This is a genomic window from Streptomyces platensis (assembly GCF_008704855.1).
In the GTDB taxonomy this organism is placed as follows: domain Bacteria; phylum Actinomycetota; class Actinomycetes; order Streptomycetales; family Streptomycetaceae; genus Streptomyces; species Streptomyces platensis.
Genome location: NZ_CP023691.1, coordinates 4,750,203 through 4,771,641 on the forward strand (window position 1 = coordinate 4,750,203; position 21,439 = coordinate 4,771,641).

17 protein-coding genes are annotated in these 21,439 nt (G+C 70.3%); 13 read left to right on the top strand and 4 right to left on the bottom strand.

The window, feature by feature from the left end; translation table 11 throughout:
* Positions 1 to 124: 124 nt before the first annotated feature.
* The 9 genes from CP981_RS21090 to CP981_RS21130 all read left to right on the top strand — a co-directional run bounded on the left by CP981_RS21090 (position 125) and on the right by CP981_RS21130 (position 9,642).
* Entirely contained in the window at positions 125 to 475 is a 351-nt protein-coding gene (locus CP981_RS21090; RefSeq protein ID WP_078889642.1) for a YbaB/EbfC family nucleoid-associated protein, read from the top strand.
* Between the two features lie 51 nt (positions 476 to 526).
* Positions 527 to 1,126 (top strand): recombination mediator RecR, encoded by a 600-nt coding sequence (recR, locus tag CP981_RS21095; protein WP_018089931.1) that lies wholly within the window; start codon positions 527 to 529, stop codon positions 1,124 to 1,126.
* Positions 1,119 to 1,781 (top strand): DUF5063 domain-containing protein, encoded by a 663-nt coding sequence (locus CP981_RS21100; RefSeq protein WP_085927808.1) that lies wholly within the window; start codon positions 1,119 to 1,121, stop codon positions 1,779 to 1,781. The genes recR and CP981_RS21100 overlap by 8 nt, the downstream gene beginning before the upstream one ends.
* Before the next feature lie 344 nt (positions 1,782 to 2,125).
* Positions 2,126 to 3,397 carry an aspartate kinase gene (locus CP981_RS21105; RefSeq protein WP_085927809.1) on the top strand — a complete coding sequence of 424 codons (1,272 nt, stop codon included), beginning with the start codon at positions 2,126 to 2,128 and terminating at the stop codon, positions 3,395 to 3,397.
* Positions 3,394 to 4,509: an aspartate-semialdehyde dehydrogenase gene (locus tag CP981_RS21110; protein WP_244329728.1), complete on the top strand. Its 1,116-nt coding sequence runs from the start codon at positions 3,394 to 3,396 to the stop codon at positions 4,507 to 4,509. Before CP981_RS21105 ends, CP981_RS21110 begins: the two co-directional genes overlap by 4 nt.
* Positions 4,510 to 4,998: 489 nt before the next feature.
* Positions 4,999 to 5,661, top strand: coding sequence for a SigE family RNA polymerase sigma factor (locus CP981_RS21115; RefSeq protein WP_371874001.1), 663 nt, complete (start codon positions 4,999 to 5,001; stop codon positions 5,659 to 5,661).
* Complete coding sequence (locus tag CP981_RS21120; RefSeq protein WP_085927810.1) at positions 5,658 to 7,247, top strand: hypothetical protein; 1,590 nt, start codon at positions 5,658 to 5,660, stop codon at positions 7,245 to 7,247. Before CP981_RS21115 ends, CP981_RS21120 begins: the two co-directional genes overlap by 4 nt.
* A gap of 87 nt (positions 7,248 to 7,334) precedes the next feature.
* Positions 7,335 to 8,315 (top strand): SURF1 family protein, encoded by a 981-nt coding sequence (locus CP981_RS21125; RefSeq protein ID WP_085927811.1) that lies wholly within the window; start codon positions 7,335 to 7,337, stop codon positions 8,313 to 8,315.
* Positions 8,316 to 8,655: 340 nt separating this feature from the next.
* Positions 8,656 to 9,642, top strand: coding sequence for a cation diffusion facilitator family transporter (locus CP981_RS21130; protein WP_085927812.1), 987 nt, complete (start codon positions 8,656 to 8,658; stop codon positions 9,640 to 9,642).
* A 28-nt stretch (positions 9,643 to 9,670) separates the two neighbouring features.
* On the opposite strand, the gene CP981_RS21135 is transcribed toward CP981_RS21130, so the two are convergent.
* Positions 9,671 to 11,509, bottom strand: coding sequence for a S9 family peptidase (locus CP981_RS21135; RefSeq protein ID WP_208853069.1), 1,839 nt, complete (start codon positions 11,507 to 11,509; stop codon positions 9,671 to 9,673).
* A gap of 246 nt (positions 11,510 to 11,755) precedes the next feature.
* Between CP981_RS21135 and CP981_RS21140 the strand changes: the two genes are divergently transcribed.
* A complete protein-coding gene (locus CP981_RS21140; protein ID WP_085927813.1) occupies positions 11,756 to 12,589 on the top strand; it encodes a class I SAM-dependent methyltransferase in 834 nt (277 codons plus the stop codon).
* A gap of 116 nt (positions 12,590 to 12,705) precedes the next feature.
* On the opposite strand, the gene CP981_RS21145 is transcribed toward CP981_RS21140, so the two are convergent.
* Together CP981_RS21145 and CP981_RS21150 are read right to left on the bottom strand one after the other, a co-directional pair.
* Positions 12,706 to 13,998, bottom strand: a complete 1,293-nt coding sequence (locus tag CP981_RS21145) for a cytochrome P450 family protein (protein ID WP_167536122.1) — start codon at positions 13,996 to 13,998, stop codon at positions 12,706 to 12,708.
* Positions 13,999 to 14,281: 283 nt separating this feature from the next.
* Positions 14,282 to 15,043, bottom strand: a complete 762-nt coding sequence (locus CP981_RS21150; RefSeq protein ID WP_085927815.1) for a TetR/AcrR family transcriptional regulator — start codon at positions 15,041 to 15,043, stop codon at positions 14,282 to 14,284.
* Between the two features lie 595 nt (positions 15,044 to 15,638).
* On the opposite strand from CP981_RS21150, the gene CP981_RS21155 reads away from it, so the two are divergent.
* Positions 15,639 to 17,747: a bifunctional polysaccharide deacetylase/glycosyltransferase family 2 protein gene (locus tag CP981_RS21155; RefSeq protein ID WP_085927817.1), complete on the top strand. Its 2,109-nt coding sequence runs from the start codon at positions 15,639 to 15,641 to the stop codon at positions 17,745 to 17,747.
* A 444-nt stretch (positions 17,748 to 18,191) separates the two neighbouring features.
* Positions 18,192 to 19,526, top strand: coding sequence for an LCP family protein (locus CP981_RS21160; RefSeq protein WP_244329730.1), 1,335 nt, complete (start codon positions 18,192 to 18,194; stop codon positions 19,524 to 19,526).
* Positions 19,527 to 19,581: 55 nt separating this feature from the next.
* Here CP981_RS21160 and CP981_RS21165 read toward each other — a convergent pair whose 3' ends face one another.
* Entirely contained in the window at positions 19,582 to 20,031 is a 450-nt protein-coding gene (locus CP981_RS21165) for a DoxX family protein (RefSeq protein ID WP_085927818.1), read from the bottom strand.
* A 188-nt stretch (positions 20,032 to 20,219) separates the two neighbouring features.
* On the opposite strand from CP981_RS21165, the gene CP981_RS21170 reads away from it, so the two are divergent.
* Positions 20,220 to 21,437, top strand: a complete 1,218-nt coding sequence (locus tag CP981_RS21170) for an amidohydrolase family protein (protein ID WP_085927819.1) — start codon at positions 20,220 to 20,222, stop codon at positions 21,435 to 21,437.
* The last annotated feature ends 2 nt before the right edge of the window (positions 21,438 to 21,439 follow it).

Genomic DNA, 21,439 nt, shown 5'->3' on the forward strand with positions numbered 1-21,439 from the left:
CGGGTAACCGGGCGTACGCCCGGCGTACATCCGTGCTCCTCCCTACGGCGTAGGGCGCGGGGCCCGTGAAACACGTAGGCTCGGGCTACCGCACCAATCGTTGTCGTATGGCAGGAGTCACGTCGTGATCCCCGGTGGTCAGCCCAATATGCAGCAGCTGCTTCAGCAGGCCCAGAAGATGCAGCAGGACCTCGCGGCAGCCCAGCAGGAACTGGCGGAGACACCCGTCGAGGGTTCCGCGGGCGGCGGTCTGGTCAAGGCGACGGTGACCGGCTCCGGAGAGCTCCAGGGCCTGGTCATCGACCCCAAGGCGGTCGACACCGACTCCGCGGAGGAGACGGCCGAGACGATCGCCGACCTCGTGCTGGCGGCGGTCCGGGACGCCAACGCCAGCGCCCAGCAGCTCCAGCAGCAGAAGCTCGGCCCGCTCGCCCAGGGTCTGGGCGGTGGCGGAATCCCTGGTCTCCCCTTCTGAGGAGTAGCCAACTAGCGTACGCAACACGGCAGAAGAGAAAGAAGACGTTCCGTGTATGAAGGCGTGGTCCAGGACCTGATCGACGAGTTGGGCAGGCTGCCCGGCGTCGGTCCCAAGAGCGCGCAGCGGATCGCCTTCCACATTCTTCAGGCCGAGCCGACCGATGTCCGCCGGCTCGCGAACGCGCTGATGGAGGTCAAGGCGAAGGTCCGGTTCTGCGGTACCTGCGGCAATGTGGCGCAGGAGGAGCAGTGCCGGGTCTGCCTGGACCCGAGGCGCGATCCGGCGGTCATCTGCGTCGTGGAGGAGCCCAAGGACGTCGTGGCGATCGAGCGGACCCGCGAGTTCCGCGGTCGCTACCACGTCCTCGGTGGGGCGATCAGCCCGATCGAGGGCGTGGGCCCCGACGACCTGCGGATCAGGGAACTGCTGGCCAGGCTCGCGGACGGCACCGTCACCGAGCTGATCCTGGCCACCGACCCGAATCTGGAGGGCGAGGCCACGGCCACGTATCTGGCCCGCATGATCAAACCCATGGGCCTGAGGGTGACGCGACTGGCGAGCGGTCTGCCGGTCGGCGGCGATCTGGAGTACGCGGACGAGGTCACGCTGGGGCGGGCCTTCGAAGGGAGGAGACTTCTCGATGTCTGATGCCACGCTGCACAACGCGACACAGGACCCGGACGACTTCGCGGTATCGATCTCCGATTCGATCGAGAGCTTCATCGTCGCCGTGACGGAAGTCGCCAAGGGTGACGAGCCGGACAGCGCGGTGCCCTTCCTGCTGCTGGAGATCTCCCAGCTGCTGCTCACCGGCGGCCGCCTGGGCGCTCATGAGGACTTCGTCCCGGACGAGCGGTACGAGCCGGACATCGGCCCGGAGCCGGACGTCGACGAGCTGCGCGAGCGCTTCGCGAACCTGCTCGACCCGGTGGACGTGTACTCCGAGGTCTTCGACCCGTATGTGCCGCGCAGCGAGCCGGTCGCCAGCCGGATCTCCGACGACCTGGCCGACATCATCACCGATCTGCGGCACGGTCTGGCGCACTACCGCGCGGGCCGGGTCAGCGAGGCCCTGTGGTGGTGGCAGTTCTCCTACCTCTCCAACTGGGGCCCGACCGCCTCCGCCGCCCTGCGGGCGCTCCAGTCGCTGGTCGCCCACGTACGCCTCGATCAGCCGCTGGTCGAGCTGGACGGCCTGGACACCGACAGCGACGTCACCGGCGACGAGGAGCAGCTCGCCGAGGAGGCCGGGAAGGTCATGGCGGCGGAGATCGCCGGGCCGCTGGGACTGCGGGCGACGTGAGCCCCGGGGGCGGCCGCCGGGGCGGGATTCTCCGGCTCCATGGACGTCCTCGCCGTGGCCGGACCCTGTGACCTGGGTTACGTTTCCGTGTGTACCGGCCTGGAGCGGGCATGTGCTCGCCGAGCGGGCGCAACGGTGCGCCTTGTGGAGCCGCCGCGGGACGTGGAACGCACGAGCCAGGTGAACACGGTGAGGTTGCCGTGATCAATGGGTGAGTCCCATGTCTCACGATGTGGTATCAGCAGGGCGGACTCCGCCTGCTCGATAGACTGAGCCGACCGCAGTACCTCCATTTCCGGGGGTCCGGGAGGAAACTCCCGAAGAGACAGTTGCGAGGAGCGCACGTGGGCCTTGTCGTGCAGAAGTACGGCGGCTCATCCGTTGCGGATGCCGAGGGCATCAAGCGCGTTGCCAAGCGAGTCGTCGAAGCCAAGAAGAACGGCAACCAGGTTGTCGTGGTGGTTTCGGCGATGGGCGACACGACGGACGAGCTGATCGATCTCGCGCAGGAAGTGTCCCCGATTCCGTCGGGGCGCGAGTTCGACATGCTGCTGACCGCCGGAGAGCGGATCTCCATGGCCCTGCTGGCGATGGCGATCAAAAACCTCGGCCATGAGGCACAGTCCTTCACGGGCAGCCAGGCCGGTGTCATCACCGATTCCGTGCACAACAAGGCACGGATCATCGACGTCACGCCGGGCCGCATCAAGACCTCCGTCGACGAGGGCAATATCGCCATCGTCGCCGGGTTCCAGGGTGTGTCCCAGGACAAGAAGGACATCACGACGCTGGGGCGCGGTGGGTCGGACACGACCGCTGTCGCGCTGGCGGCCGCCCTGGACGCCGATGTCTGTGAGATCTACACCGATGTGGACGGTGTCTTCACCGCCGACCCGCGGGTCGTGAAGAAGGCCCGGAAGATCGACTGGATCTCCTTCGAGGACATGCTGGAGCTGGCCAGCTCCGGCTCCAAGGTGCTGCTGCACCGTTGCGTCGAATACGCACGCCGTTACAACATCCCGATCCATGTCCGCTCGTCCTTCTCGGGACTGAAGGGCACCTGGGTCAGCAACGAACCGCAAGGGGACCAGCCGATGGAGCAGGCAATCATCTCGGGCGTCGCACATGACACCTCCGAGGCGAAGGTCACGGTCGTCGGAGTCCCGGACAAGCCGGGCGAGGCCGCGCGCATCTTCCGTGCGATCGCGGACTCCGAGGTCAACATCGACATGGTCGTGCAGAACGTGTCGGCCGCGTCGACCGGTCTGACCGACATCTCCTTCACGCTGCCCAAGACCGAGGGCCGCAAGGCCGTCGCCGCTCTGGAGAAGACCCGGGCCGCGGTCGGCTTCGACTCGCTGCGCTACGACGACCAGATCGCCAAGATCTCGCTGGTCGGCGCGGGGATGAAGACCAACCCGGGCGTCACCGCGACGTTCTTCGAGGCGCTGTCGAACGCCGGCGTGAACATCGAGCTCATCTCGACCTCCGAGATCCGCATCTCGGTCGTCACCCGTGCCGATGACGTCAACGAGGCCGTGTGCGCCGTGCACACCGCCTTCGGTCTCGACACCGACAGTGACGAAGCCGTGGTCTATGGCGGCACCGGTCGATGATTCCGGCCGAGGCGGGCCGTCCGTCCCTCGCTGACACGCTGGGGACGGACGCCCGTACGGCCGCCAAGCCGCAGCTCGCCGTCGTCGGTGCCACCGGCGCCGTCGGCTCGGTCCTGCTGGGCATCCTGTCCGAGCGGGCCGACATCTGGGGCGAGATCCGGCTGATCGCCTCCCCCCGCTCGGCCGGCCGCAAGCTGACCGTGCGGGGCGCTGAGGTCGAGGTCGTCGCGCTGAGCGAGGAGGCCTTCGACGGGATCGATGTCGCGATGTTCGACGTCCCCGACGAGGTCTCCGCGCAGTGGGTACCGGTCGCGGTCGCCAAGGGCGCGGTGGTCATCGACAACGCGGGCACGTTCCGGCTGGACCCGGACGTGCCCCTTGTCGTGCCCGAGGTCAATGCGCACGCCGCCCGGGTCCGCCCGCGCGGCATCATCGCCAACCCGAACTGCACGACGCTCTCAATGATCGTCGCGCTGGGCGCACTGCACGCCGAGTACGGGCTGAGCGAGCTGATCGTCTCCTCGTACCAGGCCGTTTCCGGGTCGGGCAAAGCCGGCGTCGACACCCTGCGGGCGCAGCTGTCCGCGGTGTCGGGCACGGAGCTGGGGAACACGCCCGGCGATGTGCGGCGGGCCGTCGGGGACACCCTGGGGCCGTTTCCCGCGCCGATCGCCCTCAATGTCGTGCCCTGGGCCGGCTCGCTCCGGGAGGACGGCTGGTCCTCCGAGGAGCTCAAGATCCGTGACGAGTCCCGCAAGATCCTGGGGCTGCCGGAACTGCCGGTCACCGCGACCTGTGTCCGGGTGCCGGTGATCACGACCCACTCGCTGACCGTGCACGCCCGGTTCGAGAACGAGGTCACGGTCGCCGGTGCGCACGAGATCCTGGCCGCGGCCCCCGGCGTCGTCCTCAGCGACGACCCGGCCCAGGACGAGTACCCCACCCCGGCCGATGTCGTCGGGACGGATCCGACCTGGGTCGGGCGGGTGCGGCGTTCGCTGGACGATCCGCGGGCGCTGGAGCTGTTCGTGTGCGGGGACAACCTGCGCAAGGGGGCGGCTCTCAACACCGCGCAGATCGGCGAGCTGGTGGCGGCCGAACTCCAGGGGTAGGCCCGGTCCCGGACCGGTCCCCGCGTGCCTTACTGTCTTGCTGGCCCGGTGCTCCGCCGTTCCCGCTTTCCCGGTCTCCCCGCGGCGTTCTGCTGCCGTGCGTTCCGTCGTGCAGGGCGCCGTGGTGGGCGAGTTGGCGAGATCGGCCGTCGTGCATCGCCCGCCTGGGAGATACTTTGTGGAGCGTGTGAAGATTCTGTGAGCGAATCGCTGGTCCGTACCTCTTGATCTGGGCTGACGATCTGTTCGACCATTCGCTCCCCGCCGCACTGCAACCGGCAGTTGGGTGGGGAGCGTCTTTGTCGCCGCCCTCAGGGGTGGCCTCAGGAGTGCCCGCGGGGCACGGGGGTCCCTCGGGCGTCGGGGTCTTTACGTAGGGGCAAATCAGGGCATTCAGGAAGAGCTGGTACGCATGAGGGCATTTGATGCATCGTCAAAAGCGGTGCCTTGCGCGTACAACCCTTATAGGGGGAAGCGTGTCCAACAGGCGTGGCAGAGGTACTCGGATTCACCATCGCCCCAGCGGGCGCAGCCGGCGCGGCAGTGCACCCGCCGCGGTCCCGTGTGGCCGGGGGCATGCCGGTGATCGCTCCCTGGCCCACCACGCGTCCCGCACAGATTCCCCCTCAGCGTGGGGACACTGACGACGCGATGGCAGCGGGCACCACAGTCGACCACCTCACCGAGACCTACCGCGCGCACTACCGCTCGCTGCTCGGTCTCGCCGCGCTGCTCCTCGACGACACCGCCTCCTGTGAGGACGTCGTCCAAGAGGCCTTCATTCGCGTGCACTCCGCGCGCGGACGGGTGCGCGAACCCGAGAAGACCCTCGCCTATCTCCGGCAGACCGTCGTCAACCTCTCGCGCTCCGCACTGCGTCGGCGCATCCTCGGGCTCAAGCTGCTCTCCAAGCCGATGCCCGACATGGCGAGCGCCGAGGAGGGTGCGTACGACCTGCTGGAGCGGGACCAGCTGATCAAGGCGATGCGGGGACTCCAGCGCCGGCAGCGCGAAGTGCTGGTGCTGCGCTACTTCGCCGATATGACCGAGGCGCAGGTCGCCGAGACGCTGGGCATATCGCTCGGTTCCGTGAAGGCCTACGGGTCACGGGGCATCGCGGCGCTCCGCGTCGCGATGGAGGCTCCGGCATGAGTGGCACGACGTTTGGCCGGCACCACCCGTACGACGCCTGCGGCCCGTACGACACGCTCCACCCGAACACCCCGATGTCCCCCAGCACCTCGATCGACCTCATGAACCACAGCGGCACCCCCGGGCCCGGCCCGCTCCACTCGGCCCGCCCCGGCACCCCGTACGGCCGGACCCACGAAGCACCCGGCGCCCGTGGCACTCCCGGCCTCGGGGCGCGGCGCGACGCGGACGAACCGGACGGTATGCGCGCGCGGTCCGCCGATGTGACGCGTGGGCTCCCCGCGGCGCGTGCGGCGCAAGAGCGCCCCGACGGTGAGCCGGACGGCGGCCGTCAGCCCGACGATCCCTGCGGACAGGGCGCGAAATCCGGCCAAGTATCCGGCAGCGGGGATGACATCGCTGTCACGGACAGTGCGACCGGCGCCACGGAGGGTGCCCCGGGCGCCGGTGACGAGCCCGACAGCCATGCGTACGGCAGTGACGGGCCCACCGGTTCCGGCTTCGGCGGCGGCACCGGCAACGGCGGCCGCGACGGCGACGGCCCCGGCCGAAGCCACCCCACCGGCGGCGACTTCGGCGGCGAGGACGATCTCCGGCGGCTGCTGCACTCCCGCGTCGGCGACCTCGAACCCGCGCCGGACGCGCTGGAGCAGCTGCGCCGCGCGGTGCCCGCCCGTCGCCAGCGCCGCCGGCACGCCGTCGTGGGCGCCGCGGCCGCGCTGCTGCTCGGCGGCACGTCCATCCCCGCCATGGTCCATGTGGCCCACCTCGCCGGCAGCTCCGAGGAGCGGCCCGCCCACGCGGCGGGCAGCACGCTCCCCCAGGGCGGCGCCGAGGGGGCGCACGGCGAAGGCACCGAGCAGGCCGGTCCGCTGCCGGCCGGCAAGGACGGCGGGCAGCGCGGCGAGGACAAGCCCGCGGACAAGGGCAGGAACCCGGGGAAGCGCGGCGCGGGCCATGGCGCGGGCGCCGGCACCCCCGCACCGGACGAGACCATGGACGTCACCTCGCCGGCCTGCGGGCGGGAACAGCTCGGCCAGGGCACCAGCACGGTCGGCACGGCGGACGCCACGGGCCGCGTCTACGGCGCGTTCCGGGTGGTCAACACCTCCGGCACCGCATGCTCCGTCGAGGGCGGCGGCAGCATCGGCCTGGTCGCCCAGGGCTCCACCAGTCCCGACCGCGTCCATGTCGTCGACCACACCTCGGGCGACGAGGCCACCGGACTGCCCGACCCGGCCACCACCCCTGACCAGCTGGTTCTCAAGCCGGGGGAGGCGTACGAGGTCAAGTTCGCCTGGATCCCGGAGTCCGGCGGCGGCACCACCGGATGCGCCAACCCCGGCCCGTCACCGACACCCGACGCCTCCAAGGACCCGGGGCAGTCCCCGGACGCCGCGACCCCGCCCGGCGACGGCGGCGGCGAGGCGGGCGGCGGCGAGGGCCCCGGCGACGGCGGCACCGCGCCCGGCAGCATCGTGCTCAGCCACACACCGGAGGCCGGGGAACCCGCCGCGGCCGATGCCAAGGTCACGGACGCCTGCGCGGGAACGGTCTACCGCACCGAGGCGCTCGCGACGCAGTGACACCGACGTCCCAGGTCCCGGCCGTCGGGGCCGGACCGTGGAGGGGCCGGTGCGGCCCCGTGGGCCGGGCCCCGTACCGTTGAGGGCGTGTACCGGTTCCTGCTGACCCCGCGGTGGTGGGGAATCAACGTCTTCGCCGTACTGGCGATCCCCGTCTGCATCTTCATGGGCAGCTGGCAGCTGAGCCGCTTCGAGGACCGCGTCGACAGCCACCGGCAGCAGGAGGACCGCTCCGCCCGGGCCAAGACCGCGGCCGCCCGCCCCCTGGAGCGGCTGCTGCCCGTCGACCAGGTGACCTCCGGCCGCCAGGCCAGCGCCCGCGGCCACTACGACACCGGACACCAACTGCTCGTACCGGGCCGCACGTTGAAGGACAAGCACGGCGAGCGGCAGGGCTTCTACGTCCTCACGCTGCTCCGTACGGACGGCGGCAAGGCCCTGCCGGTCGTCCGGGGCTGGCTGCCCGGCGACGCCGGCACCAAGGCCGACACGGCGAAGGTGCCCGCACCGCCCAAGGGCGAGGTGACGGTCACCGGCGCACTCCAGGCCTCCGAGAGCCAGGGCAGCGACGGCGTACCGGGCGCCGGCGGGCCGGCACCGGGCCGGCTCGCCATGATCAGCGCCGCGTCGCTGGTCAACATCGTGCCGTACGACGTCTACGACGCCTGGATCACGCTCACCGACACCCAGGCCCCGCTGCGCGCCGTCCCCCCGGCCGCCGCCGAGGGCAGCGGACTGGACCTCAAGGCCTTCCAGAACCTCGGCTACACCGGCGAGTGGTTCGTCTTCGCCGGCTTCGTCGTCTTCATGTGGTTCCGCCTCTTCCGCCGCGAGTCCGAGGCCGCCAGGGATGCGGCGTTGGGGATTGGAGTGGAGGTTGAGGCCGAGAGGGCTCTGGGGGCTGATGGCGACGTGGGGCCGGAGGGCTCCGCGGGGGCTGATGGTGACGTGGGGGCGACGGGTGGCGTGGGGGCTGTGAGCCGGGAGGCTTCGGGCCGGACGGAAAGCGGCCGGGACGAGGGCAGCGGCGAAGGCCAGGACGAGGCGGCGCGGGCCGGTAAGGCCTGAATTCCCGCGTCGGCACGCGACCGCAGGGGACCTGCTTCTGCAACAAGGTCGCACCTGGTCAGCGGACGTATCACGCTGGTAGCCGCAATCGAATCGGCGTGCCACGGTAGGGCCTATGGCAGGCAAGGGCACTCAGCCGCAGGGCGATGACCGACTGTCCGGCCAGGGGCAGGCGGAGGGGTACGGCCATGTGCGGGGGCAGGGGCATGGCGATGTGCGGGGGTGCGGTTCCGCGCAGGGGCACTCGCAGGGGCACGGTGCCGCGCAGGGGCACGGCCACGCGCAAGACCATGCCTCTCAGCATCCGCACCCCCCGCACCACTCCGGCCGCTTGGCGCGGATGCGGCACCGGCTGGCCCACCTCATCACCCCGCACAGCCATGCGGCCGTGGACAAGGTCGACGCCGCGCTGGAGACCTCCCGCGAGGGCCTGCGCACGCTCTGGATCTCGCTCGGCATCCTCGGCCTGACCAGCCTGATCCAGCTGGTGATCGTCGCCCTGTCCGGCTCGGTGGCGCTGCTGGGCGACACGATCCACAACGCCGCCGACGCACTGACCGCCGTACCACTGGGCATCGCCTTCCTCCTCGGACGCCGGGCCGCGAACCGTCGCTACACCTACGGCTACGGCCGCGCCGAGGACCTCGCGGGCATCGCCATCGTGCTGACGATCGCCGCCTCCGCGGCATGGGCGGCCTACGAGTCCGTGGACCGGCTGCTGCACCCGCGCGATGTCACCCATCTGTGGGCCGTGGCCGTGGCCGCCGTGATCGGGTTCCTCGGCAACGAATGGGTCGCCCGCTACCGCATCCGCACCGGCCGCAGGATCGGCTCGGCCGCGCTCGTCGCCGACGGCCTGCATGCCCGTACCGACGGCTTCACCTCCCTCGCCGTCCTGCTCGGCGCGGGCGGCGCGGCGCTCGGCTGGCAGCAGGCCGACCCGCTCATCGGCCTGCTGATCACCGCCGCCATCCTCATGGTGTTGCGCGACGCCGCCCGGGAGGTCTACCGGCGGCTCATGGACTCCGTCGACCCCGCACTCATCGACGCCGCCGAGACCGCACTACGCGCGGTGGACGGCGTTCATGGCGTCGGGCAGGTCCGTATGCGCTGGATCGGCCACACCCTGCGGGCCGAGGCGGACATCGTCGTCGACGCCCGCCTGACCGTGGTGCGCGCGCACGCCCTCGCCGTCGCGGCCGAACACGCCCTCATCCACGCCGTCCCCCGCCTCACTGCCGCAACAGTCCACACGGACCACACCCCGGACAACACCCCTGAGGGCCGCGACCCTCACGCGGTGCTGACCCACCACACGACAACCTGACCTTCCGGCCCTTCCCGCAGGAACTCCCTCAGCTCCTCTCGTTCACATGCCGCTGGGCGAAATCGAGCTCCAGGCGGACCTGCTTGATGCGTTCCTCCACCACGAGGGAGCCGTGGCCGGCGTCGTAGCGGTAGACCTCGTGCGGATGGCTGCGGCCGGCCAGGCGCTGGACGTAGTTCTCCACCTGCTGGATCGGGCAGCGTGGGTCGTTGACGCCCGCGGAGATATAGACCGGGGCCCGCACCGCGTCCACATACGTCAGCGGGGAGGACGCCTCGAAGCGCTCCGGGACCTCCTCAGGCGTGCCGCCGAGCAGCGTCCGGTCCATCGCCTTGAGGGCTTCCATCTCGTCGTTGTACGCCGTGACGTAGTCCGCGACCGGAACCGCCGCCAGGCCCACGGCCCAGGCGTCCGGCTGGGTACCGAGCCCCAGCAGCGTCAGATAGCCGCCCCATGAGCCGCCCGACAGCACCAGCCGCTCCGGGTCGGCCAGACCGGACGAGACCGCCCATGCGCGCACCGCGGCGATGTCCTCCAGCTCGATCAGCCCGACGCGATGCTTGAGCGCATCCGTCCAGGCGCGGCCGTAGCCGGTCGAGCCGCGGTAGTTGACGCGGACGACTGCGAAGCCGTGGTCCACCCAGGCCGCGGGGGCCGAGGCGAACGCGTCGCTGTCGTGCCAGGTCGGACCGCCGTGGATGTCGAAGACCGTCGGGAAGGGGCCCTCGCCCGCCGGCTGCTGCACCAGGGCGTGGATACGGCCACCGGGGCCCTCCACCCACACGTCCCGCACCGGCACCGACCCGGGCGCCTTCATCCCGGGCGGGTCCAGCACGACCTCGCCGCTCGTCGACCGCACCTCCGGGGGCTGCGCCGCCGACGACCACAGGAACTCCACCGTGCCGTCCGGCCGCGCGGTGGCCCCCGAGACCGTGCCGGCCGGGGTCTCGACCCGGGACAGCGGACCGGCGGCCCCAGCGGCCGCGTCATCGGCACCGGAACCGGCACCGCCCGCGGCGCCGTGGCCGCCCGCCGTGCTGAGCTCATAGCGCCACAGCTCGCTCCGTGCCTGGTACTCGTGCTCCACCAGCAGCGCCGACCCGTCGGGGTACCAGTCGGCGCCCACGTCTCCGGGGAGGTCGATGTCCAGGGCGGTCTCCACCCCGGTCAGCGGGTCCCAGATCATCGGCTCCCAGCGGCCCCGCCGCTGGTGTCCGACCAGCAGCCGGGCGTCCCCGTCCACCGGTGCGAAGCCCATCACCGACAGGCCCAGCTCCTCGGTCCCGCCCTTGGTGTCGTCCAGCTCCGCGACCGTGGAGCCGTCGGGCCGTACGACGCGGATCGCGGAGTGCATCGCATCGCCGTGCTCGGTGTGTTCGAGGGCGATCAGCGAGCCGTCGTGCGAGAGATCGCCGACGCCCGCGGACTCGCGGTGCCGGTAGATCTCCACCGGCGCCTCGCCCGGCCGCACGACATGGACAGTCGAGCCCTCCTCGTCCGTGGAGCATCCGACGACCGCCGTCCCGTCCCGGCCGATCGCCAGCCCTCCCGGGTACGAGGGGGCGAGACCAGGGGTCGCCGGCTCATCCGGGCCGCCCTCGAAGGGCTGCCGCATCCAGACACCGAACTCGTCCCCGTCGGTGTCCGAGAACCACCAGATCGACCGGCCGTCCGGCGACAGCGTCCCGTCCGTCGTCCCGTTCGGCCGGTCCGTGGCCTGCCGCTGCTTGCCGGTGGCCCGGTCCCAGGTGTAGAGCTCGAAGGTGCCGGTGGCGTTCGAGACGAACAGGGAACGGTCCGGGGCGTCCTCGGCCCAGTCCGGCAGCCCGATCCGCGGTGCGCGGAAGCGCTTCTCCCAGTCCGGCATCGAGGCGTCCGCGCTGCCGGGGTCCGCCGAGCCTGTCGCGTCCGTCGTCGATCCGTCCGCCCCTGCTATCGGGCCGGCCGAGCCGGTCCCCGTGCCGGCCGCGGGCCGGGTGTCGGTGGTCGAAGGGTGCGGAGCGGTGGCGTCGGGGCCTGGGGCTGGGGTCGTCTCGTCAGTCATGGGCCCATTCTGCGCCCGGGGCGGGAAAACCGTTGGCGAGGGCCGCAAGGCTGTGGATAACTTCGCCGAATGCGCAGAATTACGGGTGCCGAGGACTGGCGGGAAGCGAATCGTGCGAGGTGGGACGAGCGCGTCGCCCTCCACACCGCGAGTGATTTTTACGACCAGGACAGGTTCCGCCGGGACCGGGACGTGCTCCGTGACTTCGAGGTCGCGGAGGTCGGGGATGTCACCGGCCGGTCCCTTCTCCACCTCCAGTGTCACTTCGGCCAGGACACTCTCTCCTGGGCTCACCGCGGCGCGGCCCGCGTCGTCGGCCTGGACTTCTCCGAACCGGCCATCGACACCGCCCGCGCCCTCGCCGCCGAGCTCGGCTACGGCCCCGACCGAGCGGCGTTCGTCGCCGCCGATGTCTATGACGCCGCCGAAGCCGTCCCCGACGCCGCGTACGACATCGTCTACACCGGCCTCGGCGCCCTGAACTGGCTCCCGGACCTGGAACGCTGGGCCGACACCGCCGCCTCCCTCGTCGCCCCCGGCGGCTTCCTCTACCTCGCCGAATTCCATCCGCTCTGCGACGCCCTGGACGACGAGACCGGCTCACGCATCGTCCACGACTACTTCCGCCGCGACGCCTGGGTGGACGAAGTCCCCGGTTCCTACACGGACTTCGGCGCACCGACGGTCCACAACCGCAGCGTCGAATGGCAGCACCCGCTCGGCGATGTCGTCTCCGCCCTGGCCGCCACCGGCCTGCGCATCGACTTCCTGCACGAACACGACATGACGATGTTCCAGCGCTTCACCGCTCTGGCCCGTAGCGGCGATGGCTACCACCGTTTCCCCGCCGACCGCCCCCGTATCCCCCTCATGTACTCGCTGCGAGCCAGTCGCCCGAGTTGAGGACGGCAGGACCGTCGGCAAGAGAGGGCCCTGTGCGGAGAACTCGCCCGCACGGGGCCCTCGTTGCGTCGGCGCCTGTCCGGTGACGGCCGCCGCGCGCTATCCGTACGGGGCGGTCACCCCAGCCGCAGCGGCAGGGTGTCCAGCCGCCAGCTGCCGGGCACCTGCGTCCGCGCCAGCTGTTCCGCCGCGACGCCCAGCGACAGCTCCGGGTAGTGCGTGAAGAGCCGGGAGAAGGCGACTTCGCCCTCCTGTTTGGCGAGGGTGGCGCCCAGGCAGTAGTGCATGCCGTGGCCGAACCCCACGTGGTTCTCGGCGTGGCCGGCGGGGTGGCGGGTCAGGTCGAGACGGTCGGGGTCGGTGTAGTGGCGGGGGTCGAAGTTCGCCGATACCAGGATGAGTTGTACGGCGTCGCCCTTGCGGATCGGCGTTCCGGCGACCTCGACGTCCTCGGAGGCGAAGCGCAGCTGGGTCATGTGCACCGGCCCGCACCAGCGCATCAGCTCGTGGACGGCGCGCGGCAGCAGCGCCGGGTCGTCCTTGAGCAGGCGCAGTTGGTCGGGGTGGGTGAGCAGTGCCGCCGTGCCGTTGCCTATGAGGTGGGCGGTGGTCTCGTGGCCTGCCAGGACGATCGTGAGGATCATGGTGACCATCTCGATGTCGCTGAGCCGGCCGCCGTCGTCGTCATGGGTGCGGATCAGCTCGCTGAGCAGATCGTCGGTGAGTGCCCCGCGCCGCTCGCGGATCAGCTCATGGATGTGCTCGATCATCGCCGGGAACGCGGTGCTCAGCCGCCCCGGCTCCAGCGAGACGAGGTCGGCCCCCCACTTCCGCCATTGCGGACGATCCGCTTCGGCGATGCCGACCAGTTCGCAGATCACGGTGATCGGCAGGGGGTAGGCGAAGTGCTGGATGAGGTCGACCACACCGTCCTCGGCGTGCTCGGGAAGCCGGGTCAGCAGGTCGTCGGTGATCTGCTCGACCCGCGGCCGCAGGTCGGTGATCTTGCGTGCCGTGAAGGCGCGCGAGACCAGTCGGCGCAGCCGGGTGTGGTCGGGTGCGTCGTAGTTGAGGATCGACCCGAGCAGATACGGCCGGAAATGGTCGGGCAACCCCAACATTTCCAAAAGTCTGACCGCGGGGCTTTCGTCGATCGAGCGCCCCAGGGACGGCGCGGCCGGGTTGTTCACGAACCGCTGATCGCGCAGGACTTGGCGGACCTCTTCGAAGCGCGTCACGAACCAGACGGGCGAGTCGTCCATGAACCGGCCCCGTACGACCGGGCCTTGCTCACGCAGTGCGCCGTAGCCGCCGAACGGGTCGGCGATCAGCGCCGGGTCCATCACATTCGGCTCGCCAGGGTGTTTCCCGACGTGCGCGCCGAGCGGGGAGTTGGATAATGCCGACATCTTTCGATCTCCTCCGGGTTGGGAGTCGGCCCGCGGACCAGGGTGGGGCCCGGCCGGGCCAGGGCTTGGACGTGGCTCTTTTCCTTAGTGGAACGTGTGTCAGCAGTCGTGGCGGATATTCCGTCGGGTGGAGTCAGCCGGGTGGATTCCGCTTCGTGGGGCCGGTGGCGGGCGGCCGGTCGCGTGCCGACCCTCGTAGGGAGCCCTCCCCGAATCCGGCGGGAGAGGAATCTCTGTTCGAATTCATCGTCAGAATCCGCCCCACGGAAAATCCACCGCGGCCTCAGTCGCGTATCTGCCGGCGCATCTCCTGTGCGCAGAGCTCGGTGAAGCACTCGTAGCGGGCGATGATCTCGGGAGCGGCCGCGGTCGCGGCGGCGCGCAGACGGGCCGAAGCGGGGTCCGGATCGGCACCGCATCCCAGGTCGGAGCCGGTATGGGCGCCGGCGTCGGCCGGCACTTCCAGCGCGCTTCGGATGGTGTGGGCGAGGATGCCGGCGCGTACCTCCAGGCCGTCCGGGGCGCGGTCGATGAGCAGTGCCTCGGACGTGAAGAATCCGCTGGATGTCGCCAACAAGGCGTATTGCTGGTGTTGTACGTCGGTGTCGCGGCGCACCAGACCGTGCTCGCGGAGCACTTCGAGATGGTGCCGCAGATTCCGGTCGCCCGCGACGATCAGCTCCGCGAACTCCTGCTTCGCGGTCTCGTTGAGCCGGCCGAGGATATCGGCGTCGTCGGTGTAGGCCGCACGCAATACCGGTTCGGCCTGGAATTCGAGGAAGAGCCGGCTCATCATCCGGCTCGGCAGAATCTCCAGCGGATCCGCCCGCATGCGCTCCAACTGCCGGTGTTGCATTCGGGATTGGGCCTTCAGCATCACGGCGAGGAGCAGCGAGTCCTTGGTCTTCCAGTGCAGATAGACCGTGCCCTTGCCGACGTTGGCGCGGCGGGCGATCTCGTCGATCGTCACCCGCCGGTAGCCCCAGGCGAGCAGCAACTCACCTGCCGCGTCCAGGATGCGGTCAGCGCGCTGCGCTCGTTCCATGCCGTGCCCCCTCCGACTCCGTGACCAGATTTCGAATCCGGTCACACAGTCAAAGTTAGATCGGACACTTGTCCGGGGATAAGGGTGTTTTCAGTCACCGGCGGGGGCGGGGCCCCGGTGGGGTCAGGTGTTACAACCCTCTCAGGCGGAGGGGGTGGGGTGTCGCGTTGCAGAGGTCGCAATACCGGGCAAAGGCCGCGGGAAAAATCCGTCTGACCTGGGCAAATGTCGCGCGGATGCGGCGCCGGGCCGTGGGCTCGGAGGCTTGTCACCGCGGTAAGGGATCTTGGACGGACACCGTTACGCGATGTTTCCGGTGAGTACACTCGCCGACCATGTGTGAGGCCAGCCGGAACGCAAAACGGCAGAAAATACGTCTTCCCCAGCCATGTGCCGACGCTTCCGTCCGGCACGGAAACGTGCTGCGGAAGTCGGTCGCCGCCGTCGGAGGCGCCCCCCGCCGGGCGACCGCCGCGGCTTCCGGCGACGTCCCGACGTTCCTCACCCGCGCCGCGGGCGCTCCGCCGGCGGCCGCCGACGGCCCCGTCCGAAGACAGCCCGTCCTCACGACGACCGAGGTCACCCCGGGAGCGACGTGAGGCGCCGCACGAACCGTCGCCGGCACGCGCAGTCCCGTGATCCCCGGGGTCACTGGCTGCTGCTGATCCTCATCCTCCCCCTCGCCTTCGGCGCCCTGCTCTTCGAGGGCTGGACCACCCATGAGGTCGACGCCGCGAAGACCCGGAGTGACTGCACCACACCGGTGCCGAGCGCGGTGGACAAGGGCGGTCCGGTGGTGCGTCTCGACGGCGGCACGGTGAAGTCCGCCGGGATGCCCGCCCGCAACGTGGCCCTCACCTACGACGGGGGGCCCGACCCCGTATGGACGCCACGCCTGCTCGACCTGCTGCGCAAGCACCATGCGCACGCCACCTTCTTCGTGCAGGGCGCCAAGGCCGCCCAGCATCCGGACCTGGTGCGCCGCATCCAGGCCGAGGGGCATGAGATCGGGTCGAACACCTACACCGGCGCGGTCATGGGCGCGGCCTCGCCCTTCCGGGCCCGGCTGGAGCTGGAGCTGACGCAGCAGGCGCTGGCGGGCACCGCGGGCATCCACACCAACCTGCTGAGGCTGCCGCAGACCACCGCGGTGGACACGATGTGCGGCCCGGAGTGGAAGGCCGCCCAGCGGGCCGGCGCGGACGGCTACACGCTGGTGGCCGCCGACCGGTGGTTCCGTAAGCCGTCCCAGGGCGTGGTCCGGCAGTTCACTCAGAACGATGTCGCCTACCACGACACCGAAAAACTGCTCAAAAACCCCAGAATCGGCAAATTCACCACGGTGTCGTTCGGGGCCGGACTGCCCCCGGCCGACACCCCGGCCCCCGCCCCGGAGCGATGGCTGGGCACGGCCCTGGTCTGGATCAAGGCCCTCGGGTACGCGTTCGTGCACGGGATGGCCTGGGTGCTGGGTATCGCCGGCGGCCTGGGCGTACTGCGGCTGGCCTCTCTCGTCTTCTTCGCCCGCGCCCATGTCCGGCGGCTGGTACGCATCCGGCCGGGCTCCCCCTGGCTACGCGAGATCACCGACCCGGTGACGGTCCTGGTCCCCGCCTACAACGAAGCGGCGGGCATCGAGTCCACCATCCATTCGCTGCTCGGTTCCGACCACCCGCAACTACAGATCATCGTGATCGACGACGGGTCGACGGACGACACCGCGGACCTCGCCGCCGCCATCGACGACCCCCGGGTGGAGGTGATCCGCCAGCCCAACTCGGGAAAGGCGGCCGCCCTCAACACCGGTCTGGCCCACGCGCGATGCGACATCATCGTCATGGTCGACGCCGACACCGTCTTCGAGCCGGACGCCATTCACCAGCTCATCCAGCCGCTCGCGCACCCGGCCGTGGGCGCGGTCAGCGGCAACACCAAGGTCGGCAACCGGCGCCGTCTGCTGGGCAGATGGCAGCACCTGGAGTACGTCTTCGGGTTCAACCTCGACCGGCGGATGTTCGAGGTCCTGGAGTGCATGCCGACGGTCCCCGGCGCCATCGGCGCCTTCCGCCGGGACGCGCTGATGGGCGTCGGCGGGGTCAGCGAGGACACCCTCGCCGAGGACACCGACCTGACCATGGCCCTGTGGCAGGCGGGCTGGCGGGTGGTCTACGAGGAGACCGCGATCGCCTGGACCGAGGTGCCCACCTCGCTGAGCCAGCTGTGGCGGCAGCGCTACCGCTGGTGCTACGGCACGCTCCAGGCCATGTGGAAGCACCGCCGTGCCGTCATCGAAGTGGGCCCGGCCGGCCGCTTCGGACGCCGCGGACTGAGTTACCTCACGCTCTTCCAGGTCGCCCTGCCGCTGCTCGCACCGATCGTCGACGTCTTCGCCCTGTACGGGGCGCTCTTCCAGGGGCCGGTGCTCTCGGCCGGGGTGTGGGCCGGCTTCCTCGCCCTCCAGCTGGCCTGCGCCTGGTACGCCCTGCGGCTCGACGGCGAGCCGGTGCGGACGCTGTGGGCGATGCCGCTCCAGCTCTTCGTCTACCGGCAGCTGATGTACCTGGTGGTCATCCAGTCCGTGGTGGCCTTCCTGCTCGGCACCCGGCTGAAGTGGCAGCGTATGCACCGCTCCGGCACCGCCGCGCAGCACATCGGCCAGCCGGAGCTCGGCCGGCCGGTCCCGTACGAGAGTTTGCCGTCGTGATGACCGTCGGCAGTGTGGCCCCAGGGTGTCCGCCCGGCTACGGACCGGACGGTCACCCCGCGCGGCGCGGCCGGGCGCTCCCCGCCCGCCGCCGTGCCGGTGCCCGGGAGCCCGGCCGTGGCCCCGTACACCGCCGCCGGACCGCGCGTTCACCGCGTTCACCGCATTCGCTTGTGCAGATCCGCACACTATTTGGTGGAGAAGAGACGAGCATGGAGACTGCCGCGCATGAATGATTGGCTGGAGGGGCCGCTCGACGGGAACTGGCGCGACGGCCAAGCACAGGACCACATCGGCACCGGGCAGATATGGCACCCGGGCGAGTACGCGTCTCAGGTGCACCCGGGTGAGTACGCGTCCCACGTGTACCCGGGTGAGTACGCGTCTCAGGCGCAGCCAGGCGCATACGTGCCTCAGGCGTACCCGGCTGAATACGCGTCTCAGGTGCACCCGGCACGGCCGCCCAACCCCTACGACGGGTACGACACCGGCCCGCAGACCCTGGTGCCACCACCCCGCTTGAACGGTCACGTCGACGACGGTTACCTCAACAACGGTTACCTCAGCGACGGTCAGCTCAGCGATGGGTACCTCAGCAACGGCCACGGCAGCAACGGCCACGTCAGCAACGGTTACCTCGCCAATGGCCACGTCACCAACGGCCACCTCAGCGACGGCCAGCCCACCGACGGTCACCCCGACAACGGACGCCCCGTTGCCCGCACCGGCGGTACGGGCCCGGGCGGCGGCACCACCGTCCGGGGCCGGCGCGCCCCGGAGCCGCCCAGCCGGCGCCGCCGGATCACCCGGGCGCTGATCGTGCTGTCCACCGTGCTGGCCCTCGGCTCCGTGGGCACCTACGTCTGGGCCGACACCGAGCTCCACCGCGAGGTCGATCTCGGCAAGATCCCGGACCGCCCGGCGCAGGGCCAGGGAACCAACTACCTGATCGTGGGCTCCGACAGCCGGGTGGGCCTCTCCGAACGTGCCAGGAAGGACCTGCACACCGGCGGTTCGGCCGACGCGGGCCGGCGCACCGACTCGATGATCCTGCTGCACACGGGCGCCCACGGCACGACCATGGTGAGCCTGCCGCGTGACTCGTGGGTGACCATCCCGGCACACATCCGCCCCGAGACCGGCAAGCACTACCGTGCGACGAAGAACAAGCTCAACGCGGCGTTCTCGTTCGGCGGCCCCGACCTGCTGGTCCGGACCATCGAGGCCAACACGGGCGTGCACGTCGACCACTACACGGAGATCGGCTTCGCCGGCTTCGTCGGCATCGTGAACGCGGTCGGCGGCGTCCCGATGTGCCTGGACCGGGACATCAAGGACGAGAAGTCGGGCGCGAACCTGAAGAAGGGCTGCCACACGCTCGACGGCCGTACGGCACTCGCCTTCGTCCGCCAGCGCCACCAGGAGGCCCAGGGCGATCTGGGCCGCAGCCAGAACCAGCAGAAGTTCCTGGCCGCCCTCGCCCACAAGGCCGCCACCCCCGGCGTCCTGCTCGACCCCGGCACGGTCTACCCGACGATGAGCGCGGGCCTCGGCACCCTCATCGTCGACAAGGACACCGGCCTGCCGAACCTCACCTCGCTCTTCGAGGCGATGAAGGCGGTCACCGACGGTGACGGCAAGCGGCTCAACGTCCCCGTCTCGAACCTCGCCCTCCAGACCCCCAAGGGCAGCGCCGTGCAGTGGAACGCCCGCCAGGCGCAACGGCTCTTCACCGAGCTGAACAGCGACCGCCCGGTGACGGTGGGGAAGAAGGGCTGACCGCACCTGCCCACCCGGGCGCCCTCGCGGCCCGGGTGGGCCGCCGGGCCCCCGCCTACAAGAACAACCCCCAAGCCCCATCGAGCGACCAGCTCTGCCAGCTCATGGCTAGGAGGGCGGTGAGGGAGATCAGGAGCATCATCAGGTTCTGGCCCTGTTCCGCCCAGTCGTGGATCATCAGGGCGAGGTAGATCAGGTTGAGGACGGCGCCGGCGACCAGGGCTATCGGGGTCAGGAAGCCGGCGATCAGGCCGAGGCCGAGGGCCAGTTCCGCGTAGGCGACGACGTAGGCCATCAGGCGGGGGTGGGGCTTCACCAGGCGGTCGAAGCTCTTGCGGATCACGGGCCACCGGTGGTCGGCGGCGATCCCGGCGGCCCAGGTGATGCCGCCACCGGTGAACCAGGTCTTCTTGTCCTTGTGGCGCCAGCTCTCCAGCCACCACAGGCCGAGGCCGATGCGGAGGACGGCGAACCACTCGGCACCGCTGAGCCAGATCGTTTGCATGCTGCCCCCTCGACTCCTCACCTGAACTGACGATGCGTCAGTTCAGCGGAGGTTGCGCGATGCCGCAAGGGGTGGAGTTCCCGGCCTCTCCTTGTCGTCGGAAGGGTGAGCCCATAACCTCCGAACTGATGGGCCGTCAGATATCGGTCCGGCGGCGTGACCATCCGGCAGGCAGTTGGGGGTACAGCGTGATCAGCAACCAGAGCGGCACGGCGGAGCTTCCCAGGGTCATCAGCGTGGATGATCACGTGATCGAGCCCGCGCACCTCTTCAGGACCTGGCTTCCGAAGAAGTACCAGGACAAGGGCCCGAAGCCCTTCACCGCCGGCATCGGCGAGCTGGCGTACGTCGGGGGCAGGTACCGGTTCACGACCGACCCCGAGGGCCAGATCACGGACTGGTGGGAGTACGAGGGGCTGATCTTCCCGTACAAGCGCATCATCGCGGCCGTGGGCTTCTCCCGCGACGAGATGACGCTGGACGGGATCACCCGGGAACAGATGCGGCGCGGATGCTGGGACCCCAAGGCCCGGCTGGCGGACATGGACCTCAACCACGTCGAGGCGTCGCTCTGCTTCCCCACGTTCCCGCGCTTCTGCGGGCAGACCTTCGCCGAGGCCGAGGACAAGGAGGTCGGGCTGGCCTGCGTGCGGGCGTACAACGACTGGATGGTGGAGGAGTGGTGCGGGGACAGCGGTGGCCGGCTGATTCCGCTGTGCCTCATCCCGTTGTGGGACATCGATCTGGCGGTCGCCGAGATCCGGCGCAATGCCGCGCGCGGGGTACGGGCGGTGACCTTCAGCGAGATACCTACGTACCTGGGGCTGCCGTCCATCCACTCCGGCTACTGGGACCCGTTCTTCGCCGCGTGCGAGGAGACGGGCACGGTCGTGAACATGCACATCGGCTCGTCGTCGCAGATGCCCGCGGCGTCACCGGACGCACCGCCCGCCGTGCAGGCGTCCCTGAGCTTCAACAACGCCATGGCGTCGATGATGGACTTCCTGTTCAGCGGCGTCCTCGTGAAGTTCCCGCGGCTCAAGCTCGCCTACAGCGAAGGCCAGATGGGGTGGATCCCGTACGCCCTGGAGCGCGCCGACGACGTCTGGGAGGAGCACCGGGCGTGGGGCGGGGTGAAGGACCTGATCCCCGAGCCGCCGTCGACGTACTACTACCGGCAGATCTTCTGCTGCTTCTTCCGCGACAAGCACGGCGTCGCCTCGATCGAGACCGTAGGGGTCGACAACGCCACCTTCGAGACCGACTACCCGCATGTCGACTCGACCTGGCCGCACACGAAGCAGGTGGCGGCCGAGCATATGGCGGGCCTTTCCGACGAGGTGACGTACAAGCTGCTGCGCGGCAATGCCATCCGGATGCTGGATCTGCCCTTCGATCGGGGCTGAGC

Bases quoted from the DNA above. Each gene is read 5' to 3' on its own strand.
- CP981_RS21130 (WP_085927812.1), top strand. From the start codon at position 8,656: ATGCGGCACCGGCTGGCCCACCTCATCACCCCGCACAGCCATGCGGCC.
- CP981_RS21150 (WP_085927815.1), bottom strand. From the start codon at position 15,043: ATGGAACGAGCGCAGCGCGCTGACCGCATCCTGGACGCGGCAGGTGAG.
- CP981_RS21140 (WP_085927813.1), top strand. From the start codon at position 11,756: ATGCGCAGAATTACGGGTGCCGAGGACTGGCGGGAAGCGAATCGTGCG.
- CP981_RS21135 (WP_208853069.1), bottom strand. From the start codon at position 11,509: ATGCCGGACTGGGAGAAGCGCTTCCGCGCACCGCGGATCGGGCTGCCG.
- CP981_RS21110 (WP_244329728.1), top strand. From the start codon at position 3,394: ATGATTCCGGCCGAGGCGGGCCGTCCGTCCCTCGCTGACACGCTGGGG.
- CP981_RS21100 (WP_085927808.1), top strand. From the start codon at position 1,119: ATGTCTGATGCCACGCTGCACAACGCGACACAGGACCCGGACGACTTC.
- CP981_RS21145 (WP_167536122.1), bottom strand. From the start codon at position 13,998: ATGTCGGCATTATCCAACTCCCCGCTCGGCGCGCACGTCGGGAAACAC.
- CP981_RS21120 (WP_085927810.1), top strand. From the start codon at position 5,658: ATGAGTGGCACGACGTTTGGCCGGCACCACCCGTACGACGCCTGCGGC.
- CP981_RS21165 (WP_085927818.1), bottom strand. From the start codon at position 20,031: ATGCAAACGATCTGGCTCAGCGGTGCCGAGTGGTTCGCCGTCCTCCGC.